The 26,166-nt window shown below is 72.3% G+C and carries 25 protein-coding genes; 21 read left to right on the top strand and 4 right to left on the bottom strand.

Annotated elements, in window-relative coordinates; translation table 11 throughout:
- Positions 1-205 precede the first annotated feature (205 nt).
- From HDA43_RS10495 to HDA43_RS10435, 13 genes are all read left to right on the top strand, one after another.
- The gene (locus tag HDA43_RS10495; protein WP_312873169.1) at positions 206-2,308 is read left to right on the top strand and encodes a TIM-barrel domain-containing protein; all 2,103 of its coding nucleotides are present in this window, start codon (positions 206-208) and stop codon (positions 2,306-2,308) included.
- Between the two features lie 201 nt (positions 2,309-2,509).
- Complete coding sequence (locus HDA43_RS10490) at positions 2,510-3,523, top strand: LacI family DNA-binding transcriptional regulator (protein ID WP_179819529.1); 1,014 nt, start codon at positions 2,510-2,512, stop codon at positions 3,521-3,523.
- An 89-nt stretch (positions 3,524-3,612) separates the two neighbouring features.
- On the top strand, positions 3,613-4,452 hold the full coding sequence (locus HDA43_RS10485; protein ID WP_246423945.1) for a carbohydrate ABC transporter permease: 840 nt from the start codon (positions 3,613-3,615) through the stop codon (positions 4,450-4,452).
- 1 nt (position 4,453) lies between these two features.
- Positions 4,454-5,272 carry a carbohydrate ABC transporter permease gene (locus HDA43_RS10480; RefSeq protein ID WP_179819527.1) on the top strand — a complete coding sequence of 273 codons (819 nt, stop codon included), beginning with the start codon at positions 4,454-4,456 and terminating at the stop codon, positions 5,270-5,272.
- A gap of 82 nt (positions 5,273-5,354) precedes the next feature.
- The gene (locus HDA43_RS10475) at positions 5,355-6,662 is read left to right on the top strand and encodes an ABC transporter substrate-binding protein (RefSeq protein WP_179819526.1); all 1,308 of its coding nucleotides are present in this window, start codon (positions 5,355-5,357) and stop codon (positions 6,660-6,662) included.
- Positions 6,662-7,621, top strand: coding sequence for an ADP-ribosylglycohydrolase family protein (locus HDA43_RS10470; protein WP_179823071.1), 960 nt, complete (start codon positions 6,662-6,664; stop codon positions 7,619-7,621). The genes HDA43_RS10475 and HDA43_RS10470 overlap by 1 nt, the downstream gene beginning before the upstream one ends.
- 38 nt (positions 7,622-7,659) lie before the next feature.
- Complete coding sequence (locus HDA43_RS10465) at positions 7,660-8,631, top strand: ADP-ribosylglycohydrolase family protein (protein ID WP_179819525.1); 972 nt, start codon at positions 7,660-7,662, stop codon at positions 8,629-8,631.
- On the top strand, positions 8,628-9,800 hold the full coding sequence (locus tag HDA43_RS10460; protein ID WP_179819524.1) for an ADP-ribosylglycohydrolase family protein: 1,173 nt from the start codon (positions 8,628-8,630) through the stop codon (positions 9,798-9,800). Before HDA43_RS10465 ends, HDA43_RS10460 begins: the two co-directional genes overlap by 4 nt.
- On the top strand, positions 9,797-11,161 hold the full coding sequence (locus HDA43_RS10455) for an ADP-ribosylglycohydrolase family protein (protein WP_312873167.1): 1,365 nt from the start codon (positions 9,797-9,799) through the stop codon (positions 11,159-11,161). The genes HDA43_RS10460 and HDA43_RS10455 overlap by 4 nt, the downstream gene beginning before the upstream one ends.
- Complete coding sequence (gene rbsK / locus HDA43_RS10450; protein WP_179819523.1) at positions 11,158-12,033, top strand: ribokinase; 876 nt, start codon at positions 11,158-11,160, stop codon at positions 12,031-12,033. Before HDA43_RS10455 ends, rbsK begins: the two co-directional genes overlap by 4 nt.
- A gap of 177 nt (positions 12,034-12,210) precedes the next feature.
- Entirely contained in the window at positions 12,211-13,383 is a 1,173-nt protein-coding gene (locus HDA43_RS10445) for a CaiB/BaiF CoA transferase family protein (RefSeq protein WP_179819522.1), read from the top strand.
- A complete protein-coding gene (locus HDA43_RS10440; protein ID WP_179819521.1) occupies positions 13,383-14,195 on the top strand; it encodes an HpcH/HpaI aldolase/citrate lyase family protein in 813 nt (270 codons plus the stop codon). Before HDA43_RS10445 ends, HDA43_RS10440 begins: the two co-directional genes overlap by 1 nt.
- 79 nt (positions 14,196-14,274) lie before the next feature.
- Positions 14,275-15,141: an aldo/keto reductase gene (locus HDA43_RS10435; protein ID WP_179819520.1), complete on the top strand. Its 867-nt coding sequence runs from the start codon at positions 14,275-14,277 to the stop codon at positions 15,139-15,141.
- Positions 15,142-15,632: 491 nt separating this feature from the next.
- Here HDA43_RS10435 and HDA43_RS10430 read toward each other — a convergent pair whose 3' ends face one another.
- Positions 15,633-16,616 carry an ABC transporter permease gene (locus HDA43_RS10430; RefSeq protein ID WP_246424285.1) on the bottom strand — a complete coding sequence of 328 codons (984 nt, stop codon included), beginning with the start codon at positions 16,614-16,616 and terminating at the stop codon, positions 15,633-15,635.
- Between the two features lie 275 nt (positions 16,617-16,891).
- Here HDA43_RS10430 and HDA43_RS10425 point away from each other — a divergent pair, with 275 nt between their 5' ends.
- Both HDA43_RS10425 and HDA43_RS10420 read left to right on the top strand, forming a co-directional pair.
- Positions 16,892-18,097: an ROK family transcriptional regulator gene (locus HDA43_RS10425; RefSeq protein WP_179819518.1), complete on the top strand. Its 1,206-nt coding sequence runs from the start codon at positions 16,892-16,894 to the stop codon at positions 18,095-18,097.
- 165 nt (positions 18,098-18,262) lie between these two features.
- Positions 18,263-18,439, top strand: a complete 177-nt coding sequence (locus HDA43_RS10420) for a hypothetical protein (RefSeq protein ID WP_179817691.1) — start codon at positions 18,263-18,265, stop codon at positions 18,437-18,439.
- Here HDA43_RS10420 and tnpA read toward each other — a convergent pair.
- A complete protein-coding gene (tnpA, locus tag HDA43_RS10415) occupies positions 18,436-18,852 on the bottom strand; it encodes an IS200/IS605 family transposase (protein ID WP_179819517.1) in 417 nt (138 codons plus the stop codon). The two genes, HDA43_RS10420 and tnpA, sit on opposite strands and share 4 nt — an antisense overlap.
- Between tnpA and HDA43_RS36855 the strand changes: the two genes are divergently transcribed.
- The 3 genes from HDA43_RS36855 (at position 18,833) to HDA43_RS10405 (ending at position 21,350) form a co-directional block, all read left to right on the top strand.
- Positions 18,833-19,063 carry a helix-turn-helix domain-containing protein gene (locus tag HDA43_RS36855; protein ID WP_514133233.1) on the top strand — a complete coding sequence of 77 codons (231 nt, stop codon included), beginning with the start codon at positions 18,833-18,835 and terminating at the stop codon, positions 19,061-19,063. The genes tnpA and HDA43_RS36855 overlap by 20 nt on opposite strands.
- 238 nt (positions 19,064-19,301) lie before the next feature.
- Positions 19,302-20,093 carry an RNA-guided endonuclease InsQ/TnpB family protein gene (locus HDA43_RS36850; protein WP_514133232.1) on the top strand — a complete coding sequence of 264 codons (792 nt, stop codon included), beginning with the start codon at positions 19,302-19,304 and terminating at the stop codon, positions 20,091-20,093.
- A 252-nt stretch (positions 20,094-20,345) separates the two neighbouring features.
- The gene (locus tag HDA43_RS10405; protein WP_179819516.1) at positions 20,346-21,350 is read left to right on the top strand and encodes a LacI family DNA-binding transcriptional regulator; all 1,005 of its coding nucleotides are present in this window, start codon (positions 20,346-20,348) and stop codon (positions 21,348-21,350) included.
- 195 nt (positions 21,351-21,545) lie between these two features.
- On the opposite strand, the gene HDA43_RS10400 is transcribed toward HDA43_RS10405, so the two are convergent.
- Positions 21,546-22,916, bottom strand: coding sequence for a hypothetical protein (locus tag HDA43_RS10400; protein WP_179819515.1), 1,371 nt, complete (start codon positions 22,914-22,916; stop codon positions 21,546-21,548).
- A 192-nt stretch (positions 22,917-23,108) separates the two neighbouring features.
- Complete coding sequence (locus tag HDA43_RS10395) at positions 23,109-24,863, bottom strand: acetyl/propionyl/methylcrotonyl-CoA carboxylase subunit alpha (RefSeq protein ID WP_179819514.1); 1,755 nt, start codon at positions 24,861-24,863, stop codon at positions 23,109-23,111.
- A gap of 350 nt (positions 24,864-25,213) precedes the next feature.
- Between HDA43_RS10395 and HDA43_RS10390 the strand changes: the two genes are divergently transcribed.
- Genes HDA43_RS10390 through HDA43_RS10380 form a run of 3 tightly spaced genes read left to right on the top strand, consistent with a single transcriptional unit; the run spans position 25,214 to position 26,162 of the window.
- Positions 25,214-25,486 carry a WXG100 family type VII secretion target gene (locus HDA43_RS10390; protein ID WP_179819513.1) on the top strand — a complete coding sequence of 91 codons (273 nt, stop codon included), beginning with the start codon at positions 25,214-25,216 and terminating at the stop codon, positions 25,484-25,486.
- Positions 25,487-25,542: 56 nt separating this feature from the next.
- Entirely contained in the window at positions 25,543-25,773 is a 231-nt protein-coding gene (locus HDA43_RS10385) for a FitA-like ribbon-helix-helix domain-containing protein (RefSeq protein WP_179819512.1), read from the top strand.
- The gene (locus tag HDA43_RS10380; RefSeq protein WP_179819511.1) at positions 25,770-26,162 is read left to right on the top strand and encodes a type II toxin-antitoxin system VapC family toxin; all 393 of its coding nucleotides are present in this window, start codon (positions 25,770-25,772) and stop codon (positions 26,160-26,162) included. Before HDA43_RS10385 ends, HDA43_RS10380 begins: the two co-directional genes overlap by 4 nt.
- The last annotated feature ends 4 nt before the right edge of the window (positions 26,163-26,166 follow it).

The following is a 26,166-nucleotide window of genomic DNA, read 5'->3' as shown; positions in this document are numbered from 1 at the left end:
CGGACCGGAAGCACCGAAGCGCTGGAGCCCCCATGCCCTATCGCCCTCCCCTGATCGCGCACGAGTACTTCGTCGCCGACCCCCCGGAACTCCCGGTGCGCGTCCGGGGGGAGGCGGGCCCGGCGACGCTGACCGCCGCCGAGGCGGTGGCGTCCGGCGGCGCCTCGGTGACGCTAAGGCCGCGACCTCCACCGGCGAGACGCTGGTGGCCCAGGTGGGCGTGGCGGGCGAGGGGGTGATCCGGGTGCGGCTCGGCCAGGACGCGGACGCGCGGACCCGGTCGGCCGCCGCGATCTCCATGGTCACCCCGGGCGGGTTCGCCGGGGCGAGGGTGGAGACCGGCGACGGCGCGATCACCGTCGACGCCGGCTCGCTGCGCGCCGAGATCACCCTGTCGCCCTGGCACCTGAGGTTCACCGACGCCTCCGGGGCGACCCTGCTGGAGCAGGACCGCGGCCACACCGACATCAGCGGCCGGATGCGCACGCTGCCGTTCGGCCGCTCCAGCGCGGACGGCGCGGTGGCCGCCTACCACGAGAGCTTCGCCGCCCCCGCCGACGAGGCGTTCGGCGGGTTCGGCGAGTCGTTCACCCCGCTGGACAAGCGCGGCCAGCGGCCTGTCATGTGGAACTTCGACGCCTTCGGCGCCGAGTCGCAGCGGGCCTACAAGAACGTCCCGTTCTACCTGTCCAGCCGCGGCTACGGCGTGATGGTGGACAGCGGCACGCCGGTGGAGTTCGACGTCTGCCAGTCCACGCACAGCTGCGTGCAGATCGTGGTGCCGGACGACCTCATCGACTACTACGTGATCGCCGGGCCCGCCCCCGCCGAGGTGCTCGACCGGTTCGACCGGCTGACCTGCCCGCCGCTGCTGCCGCCCAAATGGGCGTTCGGCACCTGGATCTCCTCGGGGTTCTTCGTCGACACCCAGGAGCGGGTGCTGAACCGGGCCCGGACGATCCGGGAGCGGGGCATCCCGTGCGACGTGCTGCACCTGGACACCTACTGGCAGACCGACGGGCACTGGTCGGACCTGCGGTGGGACGCGGAGAACCTCCCCGACCCCGGCGCGATGCTAGCCGAGCTGGACCGGATGGGCTTCAAGGTATGCCTGTGGATGAACCCGTACGTCTCCCATCTGAGCCCGGCGTTCGCCGAGGCGGCGGAGAACGGCCACTTCCTGAGGAGACCGGACGGCGAGGTCTACGTGGCCGGCTGCTGGCACGGCTCCTACCCGCCCTGCGGCATCGTGGACTTCACGAACCCCGCGGCCGCCGAGTGGTTCCGGGGACTGCTGCGGCCGCTGCTGGAGCAGGGCGTGCGGGTCTTCAAGACCGACTTCGCCGAGGGCGTGCCGCACGACGCGGTCGCCTCCAACGGGATGACCGGCGCCGACCTGCACAACGTCTACGCGCTCCTGTTCAACGACCTCGTCTCCGAGGTGACCAGGGAGGTCGCCGGGCACGGCATGGTGTGGGCGCGCTCGTCCTTCCTCGGCGGCCAGCGGCACGCGGCGCAGTGGGGCGGCGACACCTACACGAGCTACCCGGCGATGGGCAGCACGTTGCGCGGCGGGCTGTCGCACGGCCTGTCCGGCGTCCCGTTCTGGAGCCACGACGCGGGCGGCTTCACCGGCCGCCCGACCGACGACCTGTACGTCCGCTGGATGCAGTTCGGCGCGCTGTCGCCGCTGGTGCGCCTGCACGGCACCACCAGCCGGGAACCGTGGGAGTTCCCCGAGGTCGAGGCGGAGGCCGTCGCGGCGCTGAGGCTGCGCCACCGGCTCATGCCGTACATCTACACCGCGGCGGTCGAGGCCGCGCGCACCGGGGCGCCGATGATGCGGGCCCTGTGCGTGGACCACCCCGGCGACCCGGTGGCCTGGCAGGCCGACCTGGAGTACCTCCTCGGCCGCGACCTGCTGGTGGCCCCGATGACCTCGCCGGACGGCGTGCGGAAGGTGTACCTGCCCGAGGGCGACTGGGTGGACCACTGGACGGGCGAGGTGCTCTCCGGCGGCCGGTACGTGACGGTCTCCGCGCCGCTCGACCGGATCCCGCTGTTCGTCCGGTACGGCGCGCTCATCCCCGTCCTGTCCGACCCGGGGGAGGCCGTGGGCGACGGGCCGTTCGGGGAGATCACGCTGGTCGCCTGCGGGGTGGGGGAGAGCGGCGCCGTCGTCTCCGACGTCGACGGGGACACCGTGATCACCGCCGTCTCCGAGGGGGACGGGCTGCGGGTGACCGTCTCGGGGGGGCGCGCGTCACGGGCGTCGAGGTGGTGGGCGCCGACGTCCCGGTCGTCCTGACCGCCGTCTAGGGGGCGGCCCCGCCCGGGGCGGGGCCGCCGCGGCCCGGACGGGGCTGACCGGACTTTTGTCCGGTTTACCCGATTGTGACTTGACGCTGCCGGAAACATGGGCGTTACATGTCCTCCATCCGTAAACGTTTTCAGAGACGTGACGCCGCCTACTGAAAACGTTTACCGTCTTCGGAGGCCGAGGTGGGACATGAGTGACGAGCCGACGATCACGACGATCGCCCGGCGGGCGGGCGTGTCGATCGCCTCGGTGTCACGCGTGCTCAACGGCCTCCCCACCAGGGCGGAGACCGAACGCCGCGTGATGAGCGTGGCGCGCGAGCTCGGCTACGTGCCGAACTCGGCGGCGAGGTCGCTGAAGTCACGGCGCAGCAACCAGATCGGCTTCGCGATGGCCGACATAGGGAACCCGGTCTACCTCGCGATGGTCCGGGAGATCCAGCCGATGCTCAAGGCGGCCGGCTACCGGCTCGTCCTGCACTCCACCAACGCGGACGCGGCCGACGAGATCGACGTGCTCCGCGGCCTCGGGGAGCGGTACATCGACGGGCTCATCATGATCCCGCTGAGGGTGACCGACGGGCACCTGGAGATGTTCGCCGCCGCCCGCGCGCCCATCGTGGTCATCGGCTCCGTGCCCGAGGGCACCCCGGTGGACAACGTGCGGGTCGACTCCAGGGCCGGCGTGCGGCTCGTCGTCCAGCACCTCCACGGCCTGGGCCGGCGCCGCATCGGCTTCGTGAACGGCCCGCTGGACACCGTTCCCGGCGCGGCCCGCTCCGCCGCCTACGCCGAGGCGCTGGAGACGCTCGGCCTGCCGTACGACCGGAACCTCGTCGAGGTGGGTGACTTCTACCGCGCCGACGGCGCCCGGGCGGCGGCCCGCCTGCTCGAACGCGTGCCGGACCTCGACGCGCTGCTGTGCGCCAACGACCTGATCGCCCTCGGGGCGCTCGACGTCCTGCGGCGCGCGGGACGGAGGGTGCCCGAGGACGTCGCCGTGGCGGGCATGGACGACACCGACCTCGCCACGATCGCCTGGCCGCCGCTCACCAGCGTCTCGCTCGGCTCGGCCGAGCGCGGCCGGGCGGCCGCCGAGCTCCTGCTCGACCGCCTGGACCGCGACGGCCGGGCACCCCGCACGGTCACCGTCGAACCCCGCCTCGTGACCCGCGCCTCGACCATGGGGGAGGAGACTCCATGACCCTGACGGCCGAAAGAACACGGGAGCCCGCGGCGGATCGCCGCGGCAGGCCCAAAAAGAGCCGGCAGGGGCGCGAGACGCTCCTCCTGATGCTGCCGGCGCTGATCCCGGTGCTGATCTTCAGCGTCGGCCCGCTGCTCTACGGCATCTACCTCGCCTTCACCGACGCCAGGTCCGGGCGCAACTCCGTGACCTCGTTCGTGGGCCTGTCGAACTTCGGCGACCTCCTCACCGACGGAGACTTCTGGGCGTCGTTCCGCATCGGCCTGATCTGGGCGGTCTCGGTCACCGTGCTGCAGTTCGTGGCCGCGCTGGGGCTCGCCCTGCTGCTCAACGAGAACCTGCGGTTCCGGGCGTTCACCCGGGTGCTCGCCATGGTGCCGTGGGCGATGCCGCCGGTCGTCATCGGGCTGATGTGGCGGCTCGTCTACCACCCCAACGCCGGCATCCTCAACAGCACGCTGCAGGGGGCCGGGCTGCTCGACCACAACGTCGACTGGCTCAACGACTTCTCCATCGCGCTCCCCGCGGTGATCGTCGTCGGGATCTGGACCGGCATGCCGCAGACGACCGTCGTGCTGCTCGCGGGGCTGCAGGGCGTGCCCAGGGAACTGCACGAGGCCGGCCACGTGGACGGGGCCACGACGTGGCGCCGCTTCTGGAGCATCACGCTGCCGCAGCTCCGCCCGGTCATCGTGACGATCACCTCCCTCGACTTCGTCTGGAACATCAACCAGTTCGGCCTGGTCTACGTCCTCACCCAGGGCGGTCCGGGCGGGCAGACCCGGCTGCCGATGCTCTTCGCCTACGAGGAGGCGTTCCGCTACGGCTTCTTCGGCTACGCCGCCACCCTCGGGGTCGCGATCGTGATCGTCGTGCTGGCCGTACTGGGTCTCTACATCGGCCGGCAGATGCGGGAGGTGAGCTGACATGCGCAGGCCATTGCAGTACCTCGCCCTCCTCGGGTACATGGTCTTCCTGGCCTTCCCGCTGCTCTGGCTGCTGTCCACGGCGCTCAAGACGTCGCAGGAGATGGCGAGCCTGACCCCGACGTGGATCCCGCGTCACCCGGTCCTCACCAACTTCGCCGACGCGTTCACCGAGCAGGACATCGTCGGCAGCGCGCTGCGCAGCCTGGTGGTCGCGGTCGCGAGCTCCGTGCTGACGGTCGTGCTCGCCCTGCCCGCGGCCTACTCCATGGCCCGCCACCGCTCGCTCGTCAACAAGTTCGCGATCGGATGGGTGCTGGTCAGCCAGGTCTTCCCCTTCATCCTGATCATCATTCCGCTGTTCATGGTGCTGCGCAGCCTGGACCTGGTGAACACGCTGCCCGGCCTCACGGTCGTGCACGTCACCTTCACGCTGCCGTTCGCGCTGTGGATGCTCCAGGGATACGTGCGGTCCGTGCCGCGCGAGCTGGAGGAGGCGGCGGCGGTCGACGGCGCGGGCCGGATCCGCGCGCTGGTGAGGATCGTGGCGCCGCTCCTCGCCCCCGGTGTGGTGGCCACGCTGCTGTTCGCCTTCATCTCCTCGTGGAACGAGTTCCTCTTCGCCCTGGTCGTCCTCAAGGACCCCGACGTGGCCACGCTGCCGCTGACCCTCGTGAAGTTCACCGGCGCCGAAGGCGTCGTGCGTCTCGGCCCGCTCGCCGCGGCGTCGCTGCTCGCCACGATCCCGAGCCTGGCGTTCTTCGCGATCATCCAGAGACGGCTCAGGTCCGGCCTGCTGGCCGGTGCCGTCAAGGGATAGCCGATCTTCAAAAACCCCCCGACACCAGCGGGGCGAGCCGAGCCGGACCCGGCGGAGCCGTACCCCTCGATAGGAGAGTCCGTTGCGTACCAGAACCGCACTCGTGGCGGCCGCCACCGCGATCGCCGCCCTGACCGCCGGCTGCTCGTCGGGCGACGGTGGCGATGGCGGCAAGGCCGGTGAGCCGGTGAGCCTGAAGTTCCTGAGCCTGGCCTGGCAGAAGGAGTCCGTCGCCGCCAACAAGGAGATCGTCGACGAGTGGAACAAGGCCAACCCCGACATCAAGGTCGAGTACATCCAGGGCAGCTGGGACAACGTCAACGACCAGCTCGTCACGTCGTTCGAGGCCGGTGACCCGCCGGACGTCATCCACGACGACTCCCCCGCGCTGGCCGGCTTCGCCTCCCGCGGCTATCTCCTGGACCTCTCCGGCAAGCTGCCCGCCGACCTGAAGAGCGACATCCCGCAGGCCGCCTGGGACACCGTGACCTTCGGCGACGGCAAGGGCGGCCAGGGCGTGTACGGCGTGCCGTTCCTCCAGGAGTCGCAGGTCATCATCGCCAACAGGAAGCTGCTCGACAAGGCCGGGGTGCCCGTCCCGACCCCCGAGGACCCGTGGACCTGGGACGAGTTCGAGGAGATCAGCAAGAAGCTCACCAAGGGCGACACCTTCGGGGTGGCCTGGCCGCTGAAGACGCCGGTGAACAAGGTGCTCAACCTCGCGCTCAACTTCGGCGGCACCTTCTTCCAGACCGACGGCACCAAGGCGACGGTCAAGGTGGGGCCCGAGGAGCGCGAGGTGATGCAGCGCGTCCACGACCAGCTCTACAAGGACAAGACGGCCGACCCGTCCGCGCTCGGCATGGGCACCGCCGACCCGCTGCCGGGTTTCTACGCGGGCAAGTACGCCATGCTCCCCGCGAGCGTCTACCTGCGGCAGCAGGTCGTCGAGCAGGCGCCGCCCGGCTTCGAGTGGGTCACGATCCCGCCGCTGAAGGGCACCAGCGCCGACCAGGGGGCCGCCTCGCAGACCCTGTCCGTCGCGGCCGACAGCAAGCACCCCGACCAGGCGACGAAGTTCATCTCCTTCTTCCTCAACAGCACCAACCAGGCCAAGCTCGCCAAGGGTGACTGGCTGCTCCCGACCAGCGTCAAGGCCGCGAGCGACCCCTCCATGACCACCGAGGAGAACGGCTGGAACGTGGCGACCGCCTCCGCCAAGAACCTCGTGGTCGCGCCCTACCTCAAGGTGAACGGGTTCGACGAGTGGAAGAGCAAGGTGGCCACCCCCGCCCTGCAGCAGTACTTCGCCAACAAGATCACCCTTGACGAGGCGGCCAAGACGCTCGTCGACGAGGGCAACAAGGTGCTGGAGCGGTACAACAAGTGATGCTGACCCGCGCCCGGGGGTGCCTGCTCGGCCTCGCGGCCGGCGACGCCCTCGGGCGCCCCGCCGAGAACCTCGCCCCGGAGGAGATCGCCCGGCGCTGGGGCCGTCTCACCGAGATCGAGCCCGGCAAAGGCGGCACCGACGACACCGAGTACACCCTCTTCGCGGCCTCCCTGCTCTGCCGGTACGGCGCGGCGATGACCCCCGCCGACGTGGCCAGGGAGTACCGCGAGCAGATCATCCCGGGCATCGACGGTCCGATGCGGGGCGCGGGCTTCTCCGAGCTCGGCGCGATCCAGGCGCTCCGCCGGGGCCTCACCCCGCCGCTGTCCGGCCTGTGGCACCCGCACGGATGGTCGGACGGGCTGGCCATGCGCGCCGCGCCGTACGGGATCTTCGCCGCCGGCCGTCCCGCGGAGGCGGCCCGGCTGGTGGCGGTGGACGGCGTGGTGAGCAACAGCGGCGAGGGCGTGTACGGAGGCCAGGCGGTCGCGGCGGCGGTGGCCGTCGCGATGACCGGCGCCGCCCCCGGCGAGGTCGTCCAGGCCGGGATCGCCGCCGTCCCCGAGGACTCCTGGACCTCCCGCAACCTGCGGGCCGCCGTCGAGGCCGTCGCCACCGGCTCGGTGGAGGAGCTGTACGCGGCCGTGGTGGTGCGCCACTACCCCTGGACGGACCTCGCGCCCGAGGCTGTCGCCCTCGCCTTCGCCGGTTACCTCATGGGGGCCGGAGAGGTGGAGGGGTCCGTCGTCTCCGCCGCCAACCTCGGCAGGGACGCCGACACGACCGCGGCCATCGCGGGCGCCCTCGCGGGGGCGGGGCGCGGCGAGGCCGCCGTTCCGGAACGCTGGGCCGCGGAGATCGGCCCGGCCACGGGAAGGTGCCTCCCGGTCGTCGCCGGGCGGCACGTGCTCGACGCGGCCACCGACCTGGTGGCGGCGACGGGGAGGGTGGCGTGAGCGTGTCCGCGGGCCGGTACGAGAAGTAGAGGAGAGACATGTCATCGGGGGACAGGATCCGCGGCGCCTTCGTCGGCCTCGCGATCGGCGACGCGGCCGGCTGGCCGTCGGCGCGGCACCGCTCCACCCTGCTGGCGCCCTGGAGCAGGCGGCTGGAGCGGGAGCTGGACGCCTTCGCCGAGGAGCACCGGGTCACCACGCTGCCCGTGCCGTTCTCACTGAACCAGCCGGTCGAGCCGCTGGCGATCGGGCCGTCCGACGACGCCGAGTGGCTGGCCTGGACCGCGCTGACGATCCACGAGGACCGGGCGGAGGCGTTCGGCAGGCTCGCGGAGCGCTCCGACCTGCGGGTACGGATCTCGGTACGCTCGGCGCTCGACAACCTGGCCGCCGGCAAGCGGCCGCCCGCCAGCGGGCACGACAACCCGCACTTCTTCGACGACGCGGCGGCGATCCGGGCCGTCGCCTTCGGGGCGGCCAGCGCCGACCCGCGGGCCGACGCCTCGGTCACCAACGCCGGGGACGGCGTCCACGCCGCCGCGGCGATGGCGGCGGCGATCGCGGAGCTCGTCGCGGGCGGGCCGATGCCCTCGGCCGTGGAGGCGGCCCTGGCCGAGCTGCCCGAGGACACCGCGATCGGCCACATGACCCGGACGGCGCTCGCGGTGGCACGCGAGGCGGGCGACCCCTTCGCGGCGGTCCCGGCCCTCGACGCGGCCCTGCTGGACCACGTCTACAGCTACGGCGTCGCGGCCGCCCAGACGGTCGCCGCCGCCCTGGCGCTCGCGGAGGTGTCCGCGGGCGCGCTGAGCGCGGCCGTGCCCGCCGCCGCGTGCCTGTCGTCGCTCGCCGACTCCGCTCCGGCGCTGGCCGGGGCTCTCACCGGGGCGCACACCGGCTACCAGGCCCTGCCGGAGGGCTGGTGCGCCACGGCCCGCACACTGGTCGGCTGCGGCATCCCCGATCTGGCCGGAACGGATCTCATCGACATCGCTGGAGGACTGGCATGACGCCGCTGGAGGACCTGCTGACCGACAAGGCCGTCGGATGCGTGGCGGGCGCCGCGGTCGGCGACGCGATCGGCGGCGCGACCGAGGGCTGGACGCCCGAGCAGATACGCCGGCGCTACGGCGGCCACGTGACGGGCATCGTCCCGCCGTACTTCGAGGACTGGCGTAACGCCCGTCCCATCGCGCCCTACCACAAGGGCGACGGCCACGTCACCGACGACACCCTCATGACCCACGCCCTCATCCGCGTCTACGAGAAGGTGGGCGGTCATCTCGACGCGTACGCGGCGGCCGAGCACCTGGTGCCCGAGATGATGGGCGAGAAGCGCTGGATCCCCGAGCTGGAGGCCGAGGCGCTGCCCCTGCAGCGGGTCTTCCTCGCCGAGAAGTGGCTGGTCCTGCGCCTGCACTACGGCCACGTGGACCCGCGTGAGGCCGGCGTCGGCAACATCGTCAACTGCGGTGCCGCGATGTACATGGCACCCGTCGGCATCGTCAACGCGGCCGACCCGGACGGGGCGTACGCCGAGGCGATCGACCTGGCCGGCGCCCACCAGTCCAGCTACGGCCGGGAGGCCGCCGGAGTGCTGGCCGCCGCCGTCGCCGAGGCCATGCGCCCGGGCGCGACCCCCGACTCGGTGGTCGCGACCTGCCTGCGGCTCGCCAAGGACGGCACGCGGGCCGCCATCGAGGCCGTCTGCGACCGCGCCCGCGGCCTCGACCACTGGGAGGGCTCCTTCGACGCCCTGCGCGAGGCCGTCGCCCCCTACGACACCGTCGCCGACACCTACCGCGACCAGGGCCTCGGTGCCCGCCGGCCGAGCCGCCTGCACAGTATCGAGGAGATCCCGCTGGCGCTCGCGTTCCTGCTCATCGCGAAGGGCGACTACCGCGAGACCGTGCTCGGCGGGGTCAACTACGGCCGCGACGCCGACTCGATCGCCAGCATGGGCGGCGCGATCGCCGGGGCGCTCGGCGGAGCCGCCGCGGTGCCGTCCGAGTGGCTCGGTCCGGTGGCGGAGGCCAGCAGGATCGACCTGGTGGCCCCCGGCGTGTCCATCGCCGAGGTGGCCCGGCGGGTCCACGCGGACGACCTCGCCGCACGGCGGGCGCACGAGGCCGCCTTCGCCTCCCTGATCCGGGACGTTACGGCGGGAGGGACGGCGTGACCGACCGCCTGATCCGGCTCACCTGGGTGCAGCCGGAGGACCTGGTCGGCCACGAGCTGCGTCAGGCGGCCGAGGACGGCCGCCTCCCGGAGGCCGCCGCGCTCGCCGCCCGCTGGCACGCCGCCGGAGGGCACGACGCGCCGCCCAGGGCGGGCGCCTCCCCGCGGCCGGCCGGCCCGGCGCTGCGCGAGCTGGCCGGTGCGCTGCTGGACGAGCTGGCGGCGATCCCCTCCCCGCTCCCCGAACCCACCGGGCTCGCCGAGATCACCCTGGCCGCCCCCGGGGGCTTCCCCCGCGTGGCCGCCGACCCGGCCCGGCTCCCCGACCGGCTGCTCGGCGCCTGGCTGGGACGCGCCGCCGGATGCGTGCTCGGCAAACCCGTGGAGAAGATCCCCCGCGAGGGCATCAGGGAGATCGCCGAGGCCACGGGCAACTGGCCGATCCGCGGCTGGTTCACCGCGGTGGGCCTGCCGGACGAGGTGACGGCCCGCTGGCCGTGGAACAGGCGCAGCGCCGTCAACTCGCTCGCCGAGAACATCGACGGCGTGCCCGAGGACGACGACCTGAACTTCCCGCTTCTCGGGCTCGCCCTGCTGGAACGCTTCGGCCGCGACTTCACCACCGCCGACGTGGCCACCATGTGGCTGGACGAGCTGCCCGCGGGCCGGGTCTTCACCGCCGAGCGGGCGGCGTACCGCAACCTGCTCGACGGGATCGAGCCGCCCCGCACCGCGACGCACCGCAACCCGTTCCGGGAGTGGATCGGCGCCCTGATCAGGGCGGACGTCTACGGCTGGGTCAATCCGGGCGATCCGGCGGCCGCCGCCGCGCTCGCCTGGCGGGACGCCCGCCTCAGCCACACCGGCAACGGCGTCTACGGCGCGATGATGGTCGCCGCCATGTGCGCCCACTCCCTCGTGGCTTCCTCGGTCGAGGACGTGGTCGCCGCCGGGCTCTCCGTCGTGCCGGCCGGGTCGCGGCTGGCCCGGGCGGTACGGGACGCCGTCGAGGACGCCTCGTCGGAGCCGGACTTCGAGCGGGTGGTCGACCGGCTGTACGAACGCCACGGCGACCTGCACTGGGTCCACACGATCAACAACGCGGCGCTGATCGCGGCGGCGCTGGTCCACGGGCGCGGCGACTTCACGGCGTCGATCGCGGGGGCCGTCGCCGGCGGCTGGGACACCGACTCGGCCGGGGCGACGGTCGGCTCGATCGTGGGCGGGCTGCTCGGCGCCTCCGGCGTCCCCGACCGGTGGAAGCCGGGGAACCGGCTGGCCAGCAGCCTGCGGGGCTTCGACGGCATCGGCTTCGACCGGCTCACCGGCCGCACCCTGGCCATCGCGGAGGAGAGGGCATGATCTCGGTCTTCGGCAGCGCCAACATGGACCTGGTGGCCTACACCCCGGTCGTGCCGAAACGCGGCGAGACGGTCACCGGGCGGGCGTTCGCCGCCGTCCCCGGCGGCAAGGGGGCGAACCAGGCCGTCGCCGCGGCCCGGGCCGGCGCCGACGTCGCGTTCATGGGCGCGGTCGGGGACGACGCCTTCGGGCCCGTCGTACGCGAGACGCTCGGATCGGCGGGCGTCGACGTCAGCCGCCTCCGGGTCGTGCCGGGTTCCTCCGGCGTCGCCCACATCGTCGTCGACGACGACGGCGGCAACTCGATCATCGTGGTCCCCGGTGCGAACGGCGCCGTCACCGCCCCCTCGGCGGAGGATCTCGCGGTCATCGCCCGCTCCGACGCGCTGCTGCTCCAGCTCGAACTGCCCATGGAGGCCGTGGTGTCCGCCGCCCGCCAGGCGCGGGTCCCCGTCGTCCTCACCCCGGCCCCCGCCCGGGAACTGCCCCGGGAGCTGCTCGACGCCGTGGACCTGATCGTGCCGAACGAGCACGAGGCCGAGGCGCTCACCGGCCTCGCCGATCCGCGGGAGGCGCTGGAGGCGCTGCTGGAACTCGTCCCCGAAGCGGTGATCACCCTCGGCGCGGAAGGGGCGCTGTACGGTTCCCGCGCCGGCGGGCGGCTGCGCGTGCCCGCCGTACCGGTGCGGGCGGTCGACACCACCGCCGCGGGGGACACCTTCGTCGGCGCGCTGGCCGTGGCGCGCGCCGAGGGCAGGCCGCAGGAGGAGGCGCTGCGTTTCGCCGCCGCGGCGGCGGCCCTGTCGGTGCAGCGGGAGGGGGCCAGCACCTCCATGCCCGGCCGTGCCGAGATCGACGCGGCGCTCCGATGACCCCCGCCGGAGCCCGCCCGCGGCGCCCGGAAGTCCCGTCCGGACGCCCAACCCGCCACTGAACACCCAACCCGCCGCCGAACGCCGAACCCGTCGCGCCCCGGGCCCGGACGGCCACCGGACACCGGTTCCGGCCGCCCCGGCCGGGGGACGCGCCGTGAATCTGGAGGAACGACAGTGAAAGCCCTGGAAGGGATCCGCGTCCTCGACCTCGCGACGCTGTTCGCGGGACCGATGGCGGCCATGATGCTCGGCGACTTCGGCGCCGAGGTCATCAAGGTGGAGCATCCCGCCAAACCGGATTCCTCGCGGGGACACGGACCCGGCGGCCTGTGGTGGAAGATGCTGGGCCGCAACAAGCGGACGATCACCATCGACCTGTCGGTGCCCGAGGGCCAGGACCTGCTCCTCACCCTGGCGCGTGACGCCGATGTGATCATCGAGAACTTCCGCCCGGGAACGCTGGAGCGGTGGAACCTCTCCTACGACCGGCTCCGCGAGGTCAACCCGCGCCTGGTGCTCGCCCGCGTCACCGGGTTCGGCCAGTTCGGCCCGTACGCGAGACGGCCCGGCTTCGGCACGCTGGCCGAGGCGATGAGCGGGTTCGCCGCGATGACCGGCGAGCCGGACGGGCCGCCGACGCTGCCGCCGTTCGGCCTGGCCGACGGCATCTGCGCGCTCGCGACCGCCTACGCCGTGATGACGGCGCTCCACGCGCGCGGGTCCGGGGGCTCCGGGCAGGTCGTCGACATGTCGATCATCGAGCCGATCCTGACCGTGCTCGGCGCGCAGCCGACGATCTACGATCGGCTCGGGATCGTGCCGCCCCGCACCGGCAACCGGTCGGTCAACAACGCGCCGCGCAACACCTACCGGTGCGCGGACGGCTCCTGGGTCGCGGTGTCCACCTCGGCGCAGAACATCGCCGAGCGTGTCATGCGCCTGGTCGGGCGGCCGGAGTACATCACCGAGCCGTGGTTCGCCACCGGGGCGGGACGGGCCGAGCACGCCGCCGAACTGGACGAGGCCGTCGCCGCGTGGGTCGGCGCGCGCACCCGCGAGGAGGTGCTCGCCGCCTTCGAGGAGGCGCAGGCCGCGGTGGCGCCCGTCTACGACGTGCGCGACGTGCTGGCCGATCCGCAGATCGCCGCCCTGGACGCCGTGACCACCGTGGAGGACCCCGAGCTGGGACCGCTGCGGATGCAGAACGTCATGTTCCGGCTGTCGGACACCCCCGGCGAGATCCGCTGGACCGGCCGCGCCCACGGCGCGGACACGATCGGCGTCCTGACGGAGGCGGGGCTCTCGCCCGCCGAGATCGAGGCGCTGCGCGACAGGGGAGTGGTGTGATGCTGACCTGGTTGTACGCGCCCGCCGAGCGGCCGGACCTGGTGGCCAAGGCGCTCGCCGGCCCGGCCGACGTGGTGATCGTCGACCTGGAGGACGCCGTCGCCCCCGGCAACAAGGACCTGGCCAGGGCCGAGGTCGTGGCGCTGCTCGCCACCCCGCGGCCGCGCGTGCAGGTCCGGATCAACGACACCCGCACCGCCTGGGGCCAGGCCGACCTGCGCGCCGTCGGCGCCCTGGCCGCGGGTACGGCCGGCATCCGCGTGCCCAAGGCCGAGTCGGCCGGTCAGATGCGCGACGTCGCCGCCGCCGTGCCGGGCGCCGAGCTGCACCCGCTCATCGAGTCCGCTCTCGGCCTTGAACGGGCCTACGAGATCGCCTCGGCCGACCCGGCGGTGGCGAGCATCGGCCTGGGGGAGGCCGACCTGCGGGCCGACCTGGGCGTCAGCGACGAGGCGGGGCTGTCCTGGGCGCGGTCGCGGCTGGTGGTCGCCGCCCGGGCCGCCGGGCTGCCCGCGCCGGCCCAGTCGGTCTACACCGACTTCCGCGACCTCGAAGGTCTGGCCGAGTCGTGCCGCGCCGGCCGGGCCATGGGCTTCCGCGGACGGGCCGCCATCCACCCGGCCCAGCTCCCGGTCATCCGCGACGCCTACCGCCCCGGTGAGGAGGAGGTCGCGGCGGCCCGCGAGATCGTGGCGGCGGCCGGGACCGGGGCGGTCGCCCTCCCCGACGGCCGATTCGTCGACGAGGCCATCGTCCGCCAGGCCAGACGTGTCCTCGACGACCAGCTCGCCCATGGTGAAAAGGGGATTTAGCGGGTAACGCCCCCAGGTAGCCCTTTATAGGGCTAAAGCGATCAAATCTTCACACTTCGCTTCCTGGGGGAGACAGCGTATGACCACCACGACCCGTCCCGCGGACGCCTCCGGCCGGTTCGCCATCGGGGGCGACCTCACCGTCAACCGCCTCGGCTACGGCGCCATGCAGCTCACCGGCAAGGGGGTCTGGGGCGAGCCGCGCGACCCGGAGGAGGCCGTACGGGTGCTCCGCCGCGCGGTCGAGCTGGGCGTGAACTTCATCGACACCGCCGACTCCTACGGCCCGTTCGTGTCCGAGATGCTCATCAGGAAGGCCCTGCACCCGTACCCGGACGACCTGGTGATCGCCACCAAGGCCGGCCTGACCCGCTCCGGTCCCGACGACTGGCGCCCGGTGGGCCGGCCCGAGTACCTGCGCCAGCAGGTCGAGCTGAGCCTGCGCCACCTCGGCGTCGAGCGGATCGACCTGCTCCAGCTGCACCGCGTCGACCCCATGGTGCCCCTGGCCGACCAGGTCGGCGAGCTGGCCGCGCTCCAGCGGGAGGGCAAGATCCGCCACATCGGCCTCAGCGAGGTCGGCGTCGAGGAACTGGAGCGGGCCGGTGAGACGGCGACGATCGTCTCGGTGCAGAACCTCTACAACCTCGCCGCGCGCGACGCCGATCCGGTCCTCGCGCGCTGCGAGGCGAACGGCCTGGCCTTCATCCCGTGGTTCCCGCTCGCGACCGGCGAGCTGGCCAGGGAGGGCGGCCCGCTGGACGCCCTGGCCAAACGGCACGACGCCACGCCGTCGCAGCTCGCGCTGGCCTGGCTGCTGCGGCGCTCGCCGGTGATGCTGCCCATCCCGGGCACCTCCTCGGTGGCGCACCTGGAGGAGAACGTCGCCGCGGCGACCCTGGAGCTGAGCGACGAGGAGTTCGCGGCGCTGACGGACGCGGTCTGACCCGCGCCGACGGACACGGCCGGGCCCGCCGTACCCGGAAGGGGTCCCGGTACGGCGGGCCCGCGGCTCAGCCAGGCCGAGCGAGCTGACCAGCAGGTAGTTCGGGATCAGCCCGGGGCCGAACAGGAACGTCAGCAGGACGAGGAACAGCAGCGGCCGGTGCAGCAGCGAGCCGGGCCGGGACAGGCCGTAGGCGGCCAGTACCGTGACGCCCAGGCTGATCGCCGTGCCGGCCGCGGTCACGCCGAGGCTGACCAGGACCGCCCGGGTGACCACGCCACCTGCGAACAGTTGCCGGTAGGCGGCGAGGGACAGCTCGCCGGGCGCCGTGACCAGCCCGCCGGCCCTCGACACGGCCTCCTGGGTGGACAGGCTGGTCAGCACGACCATGTAGATCGGGAAGAGGACGGCCGCCACGACGAGCGTGAGCACGAATCCCTTGGCGAGCCCGCCGGCGCGGCCGGGCCGTTCGGCCCGGGGGGGTGAGGTCGTCATGATCGTTTGTAGATCCCCTGCTCTCCGAACCGGTGGGCGACCTTGTTGGCGATGACGATCAGGATCAGCCCGGCCACGCCCTTGACCAGCCCCGCCGCCGCGCCGTAGCTCCACTCGCCGGTCAGCGGCGTGCGCCAGTAGACGAAGGTGTCCAGCACCTCGGCGGCGTCCCGGCCGACCGCGTCGCGCTGCAGGAAGAACTGCTCGAAGCCGACGTTCAGCGCCTCGCCCAGCCGCAGGATCAGCAGCAGGACGATCACCGGGCGCAGGCCGGGCAGCGTGACGTGCCACATCCGGCGCCAGCGCGAGGCGCCGTCCACCGCCGCGGCCTCGTAGAGATTCTGGTCGATGGCGGCCAGCGCCGCCAGGAAGACGATCGCCCCCCAGCCGGCGTCCTTCCAGACCGTCTCGGCGGTCACCAGCAGGATGAAGGTGTCCGGGTCGGTCATGATGTCGAAGCCGCTGTGGCCGTGGTCCCGCAGGATCTGCGAGAGCAGCCCGGCGCCGCCGAACATCTGCTGGAACAGCGTGACGACCAGCACCCACGAGAAGAAGTGCGGCATGTAGACGATGCCCTGGATGAACACGCGCAGGCGGGGCCGTACCACGCTGTCGAGGAGGATGGCCAGCGCGATCGGCACCGGGAAGTAGAAGACGAGCTGGAACGCGGTGATCGACAGGGTGTTGAGCGTCGCGTCCCAGAAGCCGTCGTCGAGCAGCAGCCACTGGAAGTTGGACATCCCGACCCACGGGCTGTCGGCGATGCCGACGTAGGGCGAGTAGTCCTGGAAGGCGATGACGTTGCCGAGCAGTGGGACGTAGTGGAAGACGATCAGCAGCCCGATCGCGGGCAGCGTCATCAGCAGCAGCTGACAGTCGTGACGCAGCCGGCCCCGAAAAGGGACACGGGCACCCGGGCTTGTCGAGAAGGCCCTTTTACCGACATGCTTGGAGGCGCCGGTGCCGGCGGGTGAGGTCAGGTCACCCGCCGGTCCGGTCCTCGACGCGTTCCTAAGCACGGCCGTTGTCCCGCAGGATCTTCATGCGCTTTCCCTTCGTCGGCTCGGGGATCAGGGGAGTGTCCGCGGAAGAGGGGTCGCGATAGAGTTAGTTCGCCTGATGGCCAAACAAATCAGTCGAGGCTGACCCCCGCCACAAGGGAGCGCCGACCCGGCGTCCGCGGGGGGGCGGCCACGGATCGGTGAACGATGGTGCATGATGGGGCCAGCCTGGCCGAGCCGGAACGGGACTGACCTTGATCACATCTACGAGCGACCCGCAGCCGGCCGACTTCGCCGACGTTCGGGCCACCAACCTCGCCGTCGTCCTGCGGTTCGTGCGTGAGCACGCCCCCTGCTCGCGGGCGGACATCGCCGCCTCCACGGGCCTGAACAAGGCGACGGTCTCCAGCCTGGTCGCCGACCTGATCGACCGCAGGCTGGTCCGGGAGACCGGGCTGACCGAGAACCGCGTCGGCCGCCCGGCGACCATGCTGGTGCTCGACGGCTCGCCGTACGCGGCGATCGGCGTCGAGATCAACGTCGACTACGTCACCGCCGTGGCGGTGGACCTGTCGGGGGAGCGGCTGCTGTCCTGGCGGCGCTCCTTCCAGGGGCCGGACGTCACGGTGCCGCAGGCGATGGCGGTCGTCGCCGGGCTCGTCCGCCGCGTGACGACCCGGATGGCCCGGGAGGAGCGGCAGGTCCTCGGCCTCACCGTGGCCGTGCCCGGCCTGGTCGGCACCGACGGGGTCGTCCGCGTCGCGCCGAACCTCGGCTGGCGCGACGCCGACCTGTGCGGCGACCTCGCCAAGGCGCTCCGCGACCCCGGGTTCCCGGTTCAGGTGGACAACGACGCCAACCTCGCGGCGCTGGCCGAGCACCGCTTCGGACCGTGGGCGGGGACCGCTGACCTGGTGTACCTCACCGGCGGGATCGGGGTGGGCGCCGGGGTCATCCTCGACGGGCGGCTGCGGCGCGGCGGGCGGGGCTACGGCGGCGAGATCGGCCACATCCAGCTCGACCCGCTCGGCGCCGAGTGCCGTTGCGGCCGGCGGGGCTGCCTGGAGGCGGTGGCCGGGATCGGCGCGGTGCTGGAGCACGCGGCGCTCTCGCCGGCGGAGGTGGAGGTCGCGCTGGAGGAGACGGTCCGGCTGGCCCGGACCGGCGACGCGCACACCCTCGCCGTCCTGGCCGGCGTCGGCCGCGACCTCGGCCGGGGCGTCTCGATGATCGCCAACCTCCTCAACCCCGAGGTGGTCGTCCTCGGCGGCTACTACGTGCCCCTCGCCCCCTGGCTGCTGCCCGAGATCGAGGCCGAGGCGCGCGGGCGGGTGATCGCGCCGGACGCCGGCGGCTGCCGCGTCGTGGCCTCGGCCCTCGGGTACGGCGCCGCCGCGCTCGGCGGCGCCGCCCGGGTGCTCGACCTGGTGGATTCGGGGCGTTTGCCGCGGATCTCTTGACCTGGGTCGCACCGGCGTGCACCCTCGGGGAAGCTCCGTTCGAAACGCGCATGTGATGAGCGGAGCGTTCCCGGATCAATCATCGAAGCGCTTCGACGGACTTGAGCGCCTCCACCCGGCCCGGCTTTCGAAGCGCTTCGATATCCCCCAGAGGACGGTCCCCCCATGAACGAACCCTTCCGCGACCCCGGACTCCCGCTCGCCGCGCGCGTCGCCGACCTGCGGGACCGCCTGACACCGGAGGAGAAGGTCGGCCTGCCGCACCAGTACCAGGCGCCGGTCCCCCGGCTGGGCGTGGAGGGCTTCCGCACCGGCACCGAGGCCCTGCACGGCCTGGCCTAACTCGGCAGGTTTTGCTGCTCGATGTACTGGCGCAGGACGCTGAGCGGTGCGCCGCCCACCGACCCGGCGAAGTAGGAACCCGACCACAACTTGTTCGCCCGGTAGTAGTGGCGGGCCAGTTCGGGGAACTCTTGGCGCATCCTGCGGGAGGACACGCCCTTCAGGGAGTTGACCAGCTTGGACAGGGCGATCTTGGGCGGGAAGTTCACCGGCAGGTGGACGTGGTTGCTCTCGCCGTTGAACTCGCGCAGCCCGGTCTCGAAGTCGCCGCACACGCCCCGCATGATCTCTTCCATGCGTTCCAGGTGGGCTCCGGTGAACACCCGGTGCCGGAACTTGGTCACGAAAACCAAGTGAGCGTGCAGGACGAAAACACAGTGCCTGCCGGTTCTGATGTCTCCATATTCGGCCATAGACCAATGGCAGGATCATGGTGTGCAGCTCCGGTACAACTTCCGCCTCTACCCGACGCCGGATCAGCGCCAAGCACTGGCGCGGGCGTTCGGGTGCGCGCGGACGTGTTCAACGACGGGCTGCGCGCACGGCGGGACGCCCGTGAGCAGGGCTTGCCGTACATCTCCGACGGGGACCTGGCGAAGCGGGTTATCACCCAAGCGAAGCTGACGCCGGACCGGGCATGGCTCGGCGAGGTGTCCTCGGTGGTTCTTCAGCAGGCGCTCGCCGACCTGAACACCGCGTATCGCACCTTCTTCGCCTCGGTCACCGGGAAACGGAAAGGGCGCCCGGTCGCCCCGCCCCGGTTCCGGTCCAAAAGGACAACCGGTAGGCGATCCGGTTCACCAAGAACGCCCGGTTCGCGGTCACGGCGGGCGGGAAACTGCGCCTGCCGAAGATCGGGGACGTGACGGTGCGCTGGTCCCGATCACTGCCGTCCGATCCATCGTCAGTGACGGTGGTCAAGGACGCAGCGGGCCGATGCTTCGCATCGTTCGTCGTCGAGACCTCGCACCAGCCGCTGCCCGAGACCGATTCCGAGATCGGTATCGGTCTGGGTCTCACCCATTTCGCGATCACTTCGGACGGCCGGAAGGTGGCGAATCCGCGCATCCTTCGGCGTGCGGCGAAGAAGCTCCGCAAGGCGCAGAAAGCGCTGAGCCGCAAGGAGAAGGGCTCCGCGAACCGGGCCAAGGCCGAACTCAAGGTCGCGCGGGCGCACGCCAAGGTGACCGATACACGCCGAGACTGGGCGCACAAGCTCTCCACCTCGTTGATCCGCGACAACCAAGCGGTCTACGTGGAGAACCTTGCGGTGTCCGGCATGGTACGTACGAAGCTGGCCAAGAGCGTGCACGATGCGGGCTGGTCACAGTTCGTCGGCATGCTGGAGTACAAGGCCGCACGATACGGCAGGTACCTCGGGAAGATCGACCGATGGTCCCCCTCCTCGAAGCTGTGCTCAGCATGCGGCACCATCGCCGGATCGATGCCGTTGAACGTCTGGTCCTGGACCTGCCCGTGCGGCACGACCCACGACCGGGGCATCAACGCTGCGATCAACATTCTCGCCGCCGGACGGGCGGAGAGGCTAAACGACTGTGGAGCGCAGGTAAGACCGGGACCCGTTCCGGCGCAGCGCGGCGAAGCAGTGACCCACCCGAAGCCCACGCGGCAGGCGGGAATCTCCGTCCTTTAGGGCGGAGAGGATGTCAAGACTTCACCGAGGTCCGCACCGGGCTCGCCGATGTCCGCGGGGTTCGTGACCTCTATATGGTGTTCGAGAATGCTGGGATCACCCTGGCCGGCTTCACCTTCGGAGAGCACGCGTGAGCGAGTGCGGCGAGCGGACGGCGCGGCGCGCCCGCGGGCGCGTCCCCCGGGCCGCCGGACGGGGCGGCGTCCTTCCGGCCGGCGGGCGCGTTCCCGCGGCCGGTCGGCGAGGAGGCGCATGAGCGGGCGGACGGTGACGATCGCCGAGGTCGCCCGGCACGCCGGGGTGGCGGTGAGCACGGTCTCCTACGTCCTCAGCGGGAAGCGGTCGATCTCCGCCGACACCCGGCGGCGGGTCCTCGACAGCGTGCGGGCGCTCGGGTACCACCCCAACGCCGGGGCCAGGGCGCTGGCCAGCAGGCGGGCGAACGTCATCGCCCTGGTGCTGCCGCTGCGGGCCGGGATGCACGTCCCGGTGCTGATGCAGTTCGCCACCTCGGTGGTCACCGCGGCCCGGGGCTACGACCACGACGTGCTGCTGCTGACCGCGGACGAGGGGGCCGAGGGGCTGCGCAGGGCGGCGGCGAGCGCGCTGGCCGACGGCCTGGTGCTGATGGACGTGGAACTGCACGACAGCAGGGTGCCACTGCTGCGCGAGCTCGCCGAGCCGAGCGTGCTGATCGGCTTCCCGGCCGACGCGGCCGGGCTGACCTGCGTGGATCTCGACTTCCACCGGGCCGGCGCGCTCTGCGTGGAGCACCTGGCCGAGCGGGGGCACCGGGAGGTGGCGCTGCTCGGCGCCCCCTCAGTGGTCTACGAGCGCGGCACCGGGTTCGCCCGCCGTACCAGGGAGGGGTTCACCGAGGCCGTCGCCGGGCACGGCATGACCGGTACGGCGCTGCCGTGCGAGGAGGGCTTCGGGGAGGCCGCGGAGACGGTGCGGCGGCTGCTGGAGACGCGGCCGGGACTGTCGGCCCTGGTCGTGCACAACGAGGCGGCGGTCGGCCACGTCCTCGGGGCGCTGCGCCAGTACGGCAGGCGGGTCCCCGAGGACGTCGCGGTGGTGGCGATCTGCCCCGACGACATCGCCGAGCGGGCCGGTCCGGCGCTCACGTCGGTGCTGGTCCCGGCCGAGGAGGTGGGCCGCGAGGCGGTACGGCTGCTCATGGCCAAGCTGGAGGGCGCCGCCGTACCGGACGCCACCCTGCTCGCCCCCCGGCTGACGGTGCGCGGGAGCACCTGACCGTCCGGCGGCGCGGACGCGCCGGGCCGTCCGACGGATGAGGCGCCCGGCCGTCCGACGAACCCGGCGGCGCGGACGTGTGCCGGGCGGAGGCGGGCGGGTGAGGTCCGGACATGCGGACGGGCGCGTCCCCTCGCGGGGAACGCGCCCGTCTTCGCCGTCTCAGGAGGCGGCCGTCAACCGGTCACCGGAGGGTCACCAGTCGCCGCCGCCGAAGTCGCCGCCGCCGAAGTCTCCGCCGCCGCCGAAGTCACCCCAGCCGCCGCCGCCGAAGTCTCCGCCGCCGCCGAAGTCGGCACCGCCGCCCGCGTCGGCGACGCCCTGCTCGTAGCCCATGCCGTAGCCGCCCATGCCCCAGCCGCCGCCCATCATGCCGCCGAGCATGGTGCCGACGAGCATGCCGGTCATGATGTCGCCGAAGCCGCCGTAGTAGCCGTAGGCGTAGGGCTGGTAGGCGGGGCCGGCCTCGTAGTACGGGCGGTAGCCGCCGTTGACCATGACCTGGCGCGTCTGCGGCTCGAAGCCGCGCTCGACGGCCTCGGCGTCGGCCGCGCAGGCCGGGACGTCGCGCACCGCGCCGCCGGGCGGGGCCCAGCGCACGTCGCGGGCGGACGGGCCGTGCTGCGGGTTGAAGAAGCACGGGGAACGCCGCTCGGGCAGCGGCTGGTGGTTGACGCGGGCCTTGACGCAGGCGAGGGCGTAGCGGCCCTCCTCCAGCGTGGAGGTCACGTTGCGCAGCTCGTCGGGGCGCTTGACCGCGTCCAGCTCCACCTTGGCCCGCTCGTAGGAGTCGAGGGCGCGCTGCCAGTCCTGCTGGTGCTGGGCGCCGTCGCCGAGCAGCTTGACGTCGGTGTCGAGGTCGGTGATCTCCTCACCGAACTTGGTGACGTCCTCGTCCACGGTCTGCTTGACCGCGGCCAGCTCCGCCGCCTCGCGGGCCTCGCGCTGCTTCTTCTTCTTACGGGAGTAGAAGAAGATGCCGAGACCGCCGGCCAGGGCCAGCACCAGGATGCCGACCAGGACGCCACCCCCGCCGCCTCCGGAGCCGGAGGAGGAGCTGGAGCCGGAACCCGAGCCGAGCCCGGCGCCGGTGGCCGCGTCATCGGCCAGCTTGACGAAGTTGACCACGTTGTCGGTGGGGCTGGAGCCGGTCTTGGCCCGGCCCAGCAGCTCGTCGACGTCGACGCCCCGGATGTTGGAGACGCCGAACGGGGTCTTGCCGCTCATCAGCAGGATGGTGGACTTGCCGCCGATGTCCTTGCGGATGGAGGTCAGCAGGGTCCTGGCCTGCGAGGAACTGGTGACGGCCCCCTCCGGCAGCAGCCCGACGTAGACCGAGGAGGTCTGCTCGACGGCGCCGCGGATCTTGTCGGCGGCGTTCGCGGGGATGCCGGAGGCGGGGTCCACGTAGAAGTGGTCGCCGTCCTTCAGACCCGAGGCGATCGTGCCCGGGTCGGGCGCCGCGGCGTGGGCGGCCGGGGCGATCATAAAGACGGCCAGCAGCCCGGCGAGCATCGCGACGAGCGCGGCGCCGAGTCGGCCCGGTGCGGTTTTTGTCGTGGTCACGGCAAGAAAGCCTCCTTCGCCCTTCAGGACGAACAAGCGGACGTCAGAGTTCCCCACTTCCCGACCGTATCCCTTCCAGACGTCCCGCGGGGCGCCCGGGGCGGCGCGGCATCCTCCGCGCCGCCGGCGGACGCCGGTCAGGCGTCCTTGATGGGGCGGCGCGGCATCCTCCGCGCCGCCGGCGGACTCCGGTCAGGCGTCCTTGATGTCGCAGATCACGGCGCCCGCGGTGACGGTCTGGCCGGGCGTGGCCGACAGGCCGGTGACGGTGCCCGACTTGTGCGCGGTCAGCGGCTGCTCCATCTTCATCGCCTCCAGCACCACGACGGTGTCGCCGGCCGCGACGGTGTCGCCGTCGGCGGCCACCACCTTGACGATGGTGCCCTGCATCGGGCTGACCAGGCTGTCGCCCCCGACCGCGGCCTTTTTGCCCGCCCCACCGGGGTTCCCCCGGCGGGGCGGCCTGGCGGAGCCCCGGGCCGGGGCCGGCGCGGCGAACCCGGCCGGCAGCACGACCTCCAGGCGCTTGCCGCCGACCTCGACGGTGATGTGCTCCCGCTCGGCGGGCGCGCCGGAGTCGGCCACCGGGCCGGAGTACGGCTCGATGGGCGTGGCGAACTCGGTCTCGATCCAGCGGGTGTGCACCGAGAACGGATCGGAGGTGAAGGCCGGGTCCTCGACGACGGCGCGGTGGAAGGGCAGCACGGTCGGCATGCCCTCGATCTCGAACTCCGCCAGCGCCCGGCGGGCGCGCTGCAGCGCATGCTCGCGGGTCGCGCCCGTCACGACCAGCTTGGCGACCAGGGAGTCGAAGGACTGCGGCACGGTCATCCCGGCCTCGTAGCCGGCGTCCAGCCGCACGCCCGGCCCGGACGGGACGCGCATCGCGGTGATGGTGCCCGGCGCGGGCAGGAAGTTGCGCCCGGCGTCCTCGGCGTTGATCCGGAACTCGAACGAGTGGCCGCGCAGCGGCGGATCGTCGTAGCCCAGCGGCTCGCCGTCGGCGATCCGGAACATCTCACGCACCAGGTCGACGCCGGCGACCTCCTCGGTCACCGGGTGCTCGACCTGCAGCCGGGTGTTGACCTCCAGGAAGGAGACGGTGCCGTCCTGCCCCACGAGGAACTCGCAGGTGCCCGCGCCGACGTAGCCGGCCTCGCGCAGGATCGCCTTGGAGCTCGACCGCAGCAGCTCGACCTGCTCGGCGGTCAGGAACGGCGCGGGGGCCTCCTCGACCAGCTTCTGGTGGCGGCGCTGCAGTGAGCAGTCGCGCGTCGAGACCACCACCACGTTGCCGTGGGCGTCGGCCAGGCACTGGGTCTCCACGTGGCGGGGGCGGTCGAGGTAGCGCTCGACGAAGCACTCGCCCCGGCCGAACGCGGTGACGGCCTCACGGACGGCGCTGTCGTACAGGTCGGGGATCTCCTCGGCGGTCCTGGCCACCTTCAGGCCGCGCCCGCCGCCGCCGTACGCGGCCTTGATCGCGATGGGCAGGCCGTGCTCGGCGGCGAAGGCCAGCACCTCCTCGGGACCGGAGACCGGGTCGGGGGTGCCGGCCACCAGCGGCGCCCCGACCGCCTGGGCGATGTGACGCGCCTGGACCTTGTCGCCGAGGGCGGTGATCGCGGACGGCGGCGGGCCGATCCAGGTCAGGCCCGCGTCGATGACGGCCTGGGCGAAGGCGGCGTTCTCGGCGAGGAAGCCGTAGCCCGGGTGGACGGCGTCGGCGCCGCTGTCGCGGGCGACGCGCAGCAGCTTGTCCACGTCCAGATAGGTCTCGGCCGGGGACTGGCCGCCCAGCGCGTACGCCTCGTCGGCGACCCGCGCGTGCAGCGCGTCGAGGTCCTGGTCGGCGTAGACCGCGACGCTGGCCAGTCCGGCGTCCCTGCACGCGCGGGCGATCCGCACCGCGATCTCACCACGGTTGGCGATCAGGACCTTGTGCACCGACGTATTCCCTTCGTGCGTTCGTACGGCCTGGCGGGTCTTCCGATGGAGCATCGGCCTGGCGGGCCTTCAACGGAGTGTAAGCGTCATCTGATCGCCGGGTCTCGTCCGGGTTGCTCGGTCCGGTGACCGTTTCGCCGGCCGCCGGTCGTCCCGCCGTCCGGCGGCCGTCCCCGCGACACGCGGACCGGTATGAGAAACCGGATGAGAACCGCGGCGGCCTTTCGGGTGGGCTTTCGGGCGGAAGGAAGATCCATAGCCGCTGCGCATATTCGGGAAATCATTGTGGTCCGGTCGCTTATCGTGATTTCGTTTGGTGATCCCCGACACCGATCCCGAAGGAGACGGGCATGAGCCAGAACTTGCTCGGCGGAAATCCCGCGGAAATGCAGCAGATGGCCACCCAGTTCACCCAGCAGGCGGACCAGGTGAGGGCCACGATGGCCGCGTTGGACCGGGAGGCCGGCAAGGTCGGCACCGCCTGGACCGGTCCCGGCGCCCAGCGGTTCAGCGAGGCCTGGCAGAACTACCGCGCGGCCTTCCAGCGGATGTCCGAGGAGCTCGCCGAGGCGTCCCGGGTCATCAACACCTACCGCGGCAACATCGAGTCGGCCACCCGCTGACCCGTCGGCCTGGTCGCCATAGCGCTACTCCAGCGCATCAGCGCTAAAATAGCGCTATGGCAACCATCCAGATTCGTAACGTTCCGGACGAGGTCTACCTCACCTACAAGGAACGGGCCATGCGTGCCCGGCAGTCTTTGCAGGAGTACCTGCTGAGCAAGCTCGTGTCCGACGCGGGCCGCCCCAGCCTGGAAGAGATCCTGGACCGTGCCGCTGCCAATGCGGTCGACACCTTCTCCGCCGAGGACGTCATCGAGGAACTGGACAGAGGGAGATCCAGGCGGTGATCGTGGTCGACGCCAGTGCACTGATCAAGGTTCTCGCCGAGAAGGGGCCGGCCGCAGACACAGTGCGGAAACGGCTGGTCGGAGAAGCTCTCGCGGCTCCCACCCACCTTGATGCGGAGATCCTCTCGGTCCTGCGAGGGCTCACCCTGTCGGGCAAGCTCGCGGTCGACCGCGCCGAGGTCGCGATCGGGCTTCTTGAGATCATGCCTCTGGAACGGGTCCCCGCCCAGGTGTATCTTCGCCGAGGCTGGCAGCTGCGCGGCAACCACAGTGCCTACGACGCCCTGTACATCGCGCTCGCGGAGGCGCTCTCCTGCCCGCTGATCACCAGTGACGCTCGTCTCGCCCGGGGGAACATCGCCCACTGCGAGATCGAGCTCTTTGTCTGACGAC

Origin of the sequence: Streptosporangium sandarakinum, assembly GCF_013409935.1 — a bacterium.
In the GTDB taxonomy this organism is placed as follows: domain Bacteria; phylum Actinomycetota; class Actinomycetes; order Streptosporangiales; family Streptosporangiaceae; genus Streptosporangium; species Streptosporangium nondiastaticum.
This window is presented reverse-complemented; position numbering and strand designations above follow the sequence as displayed.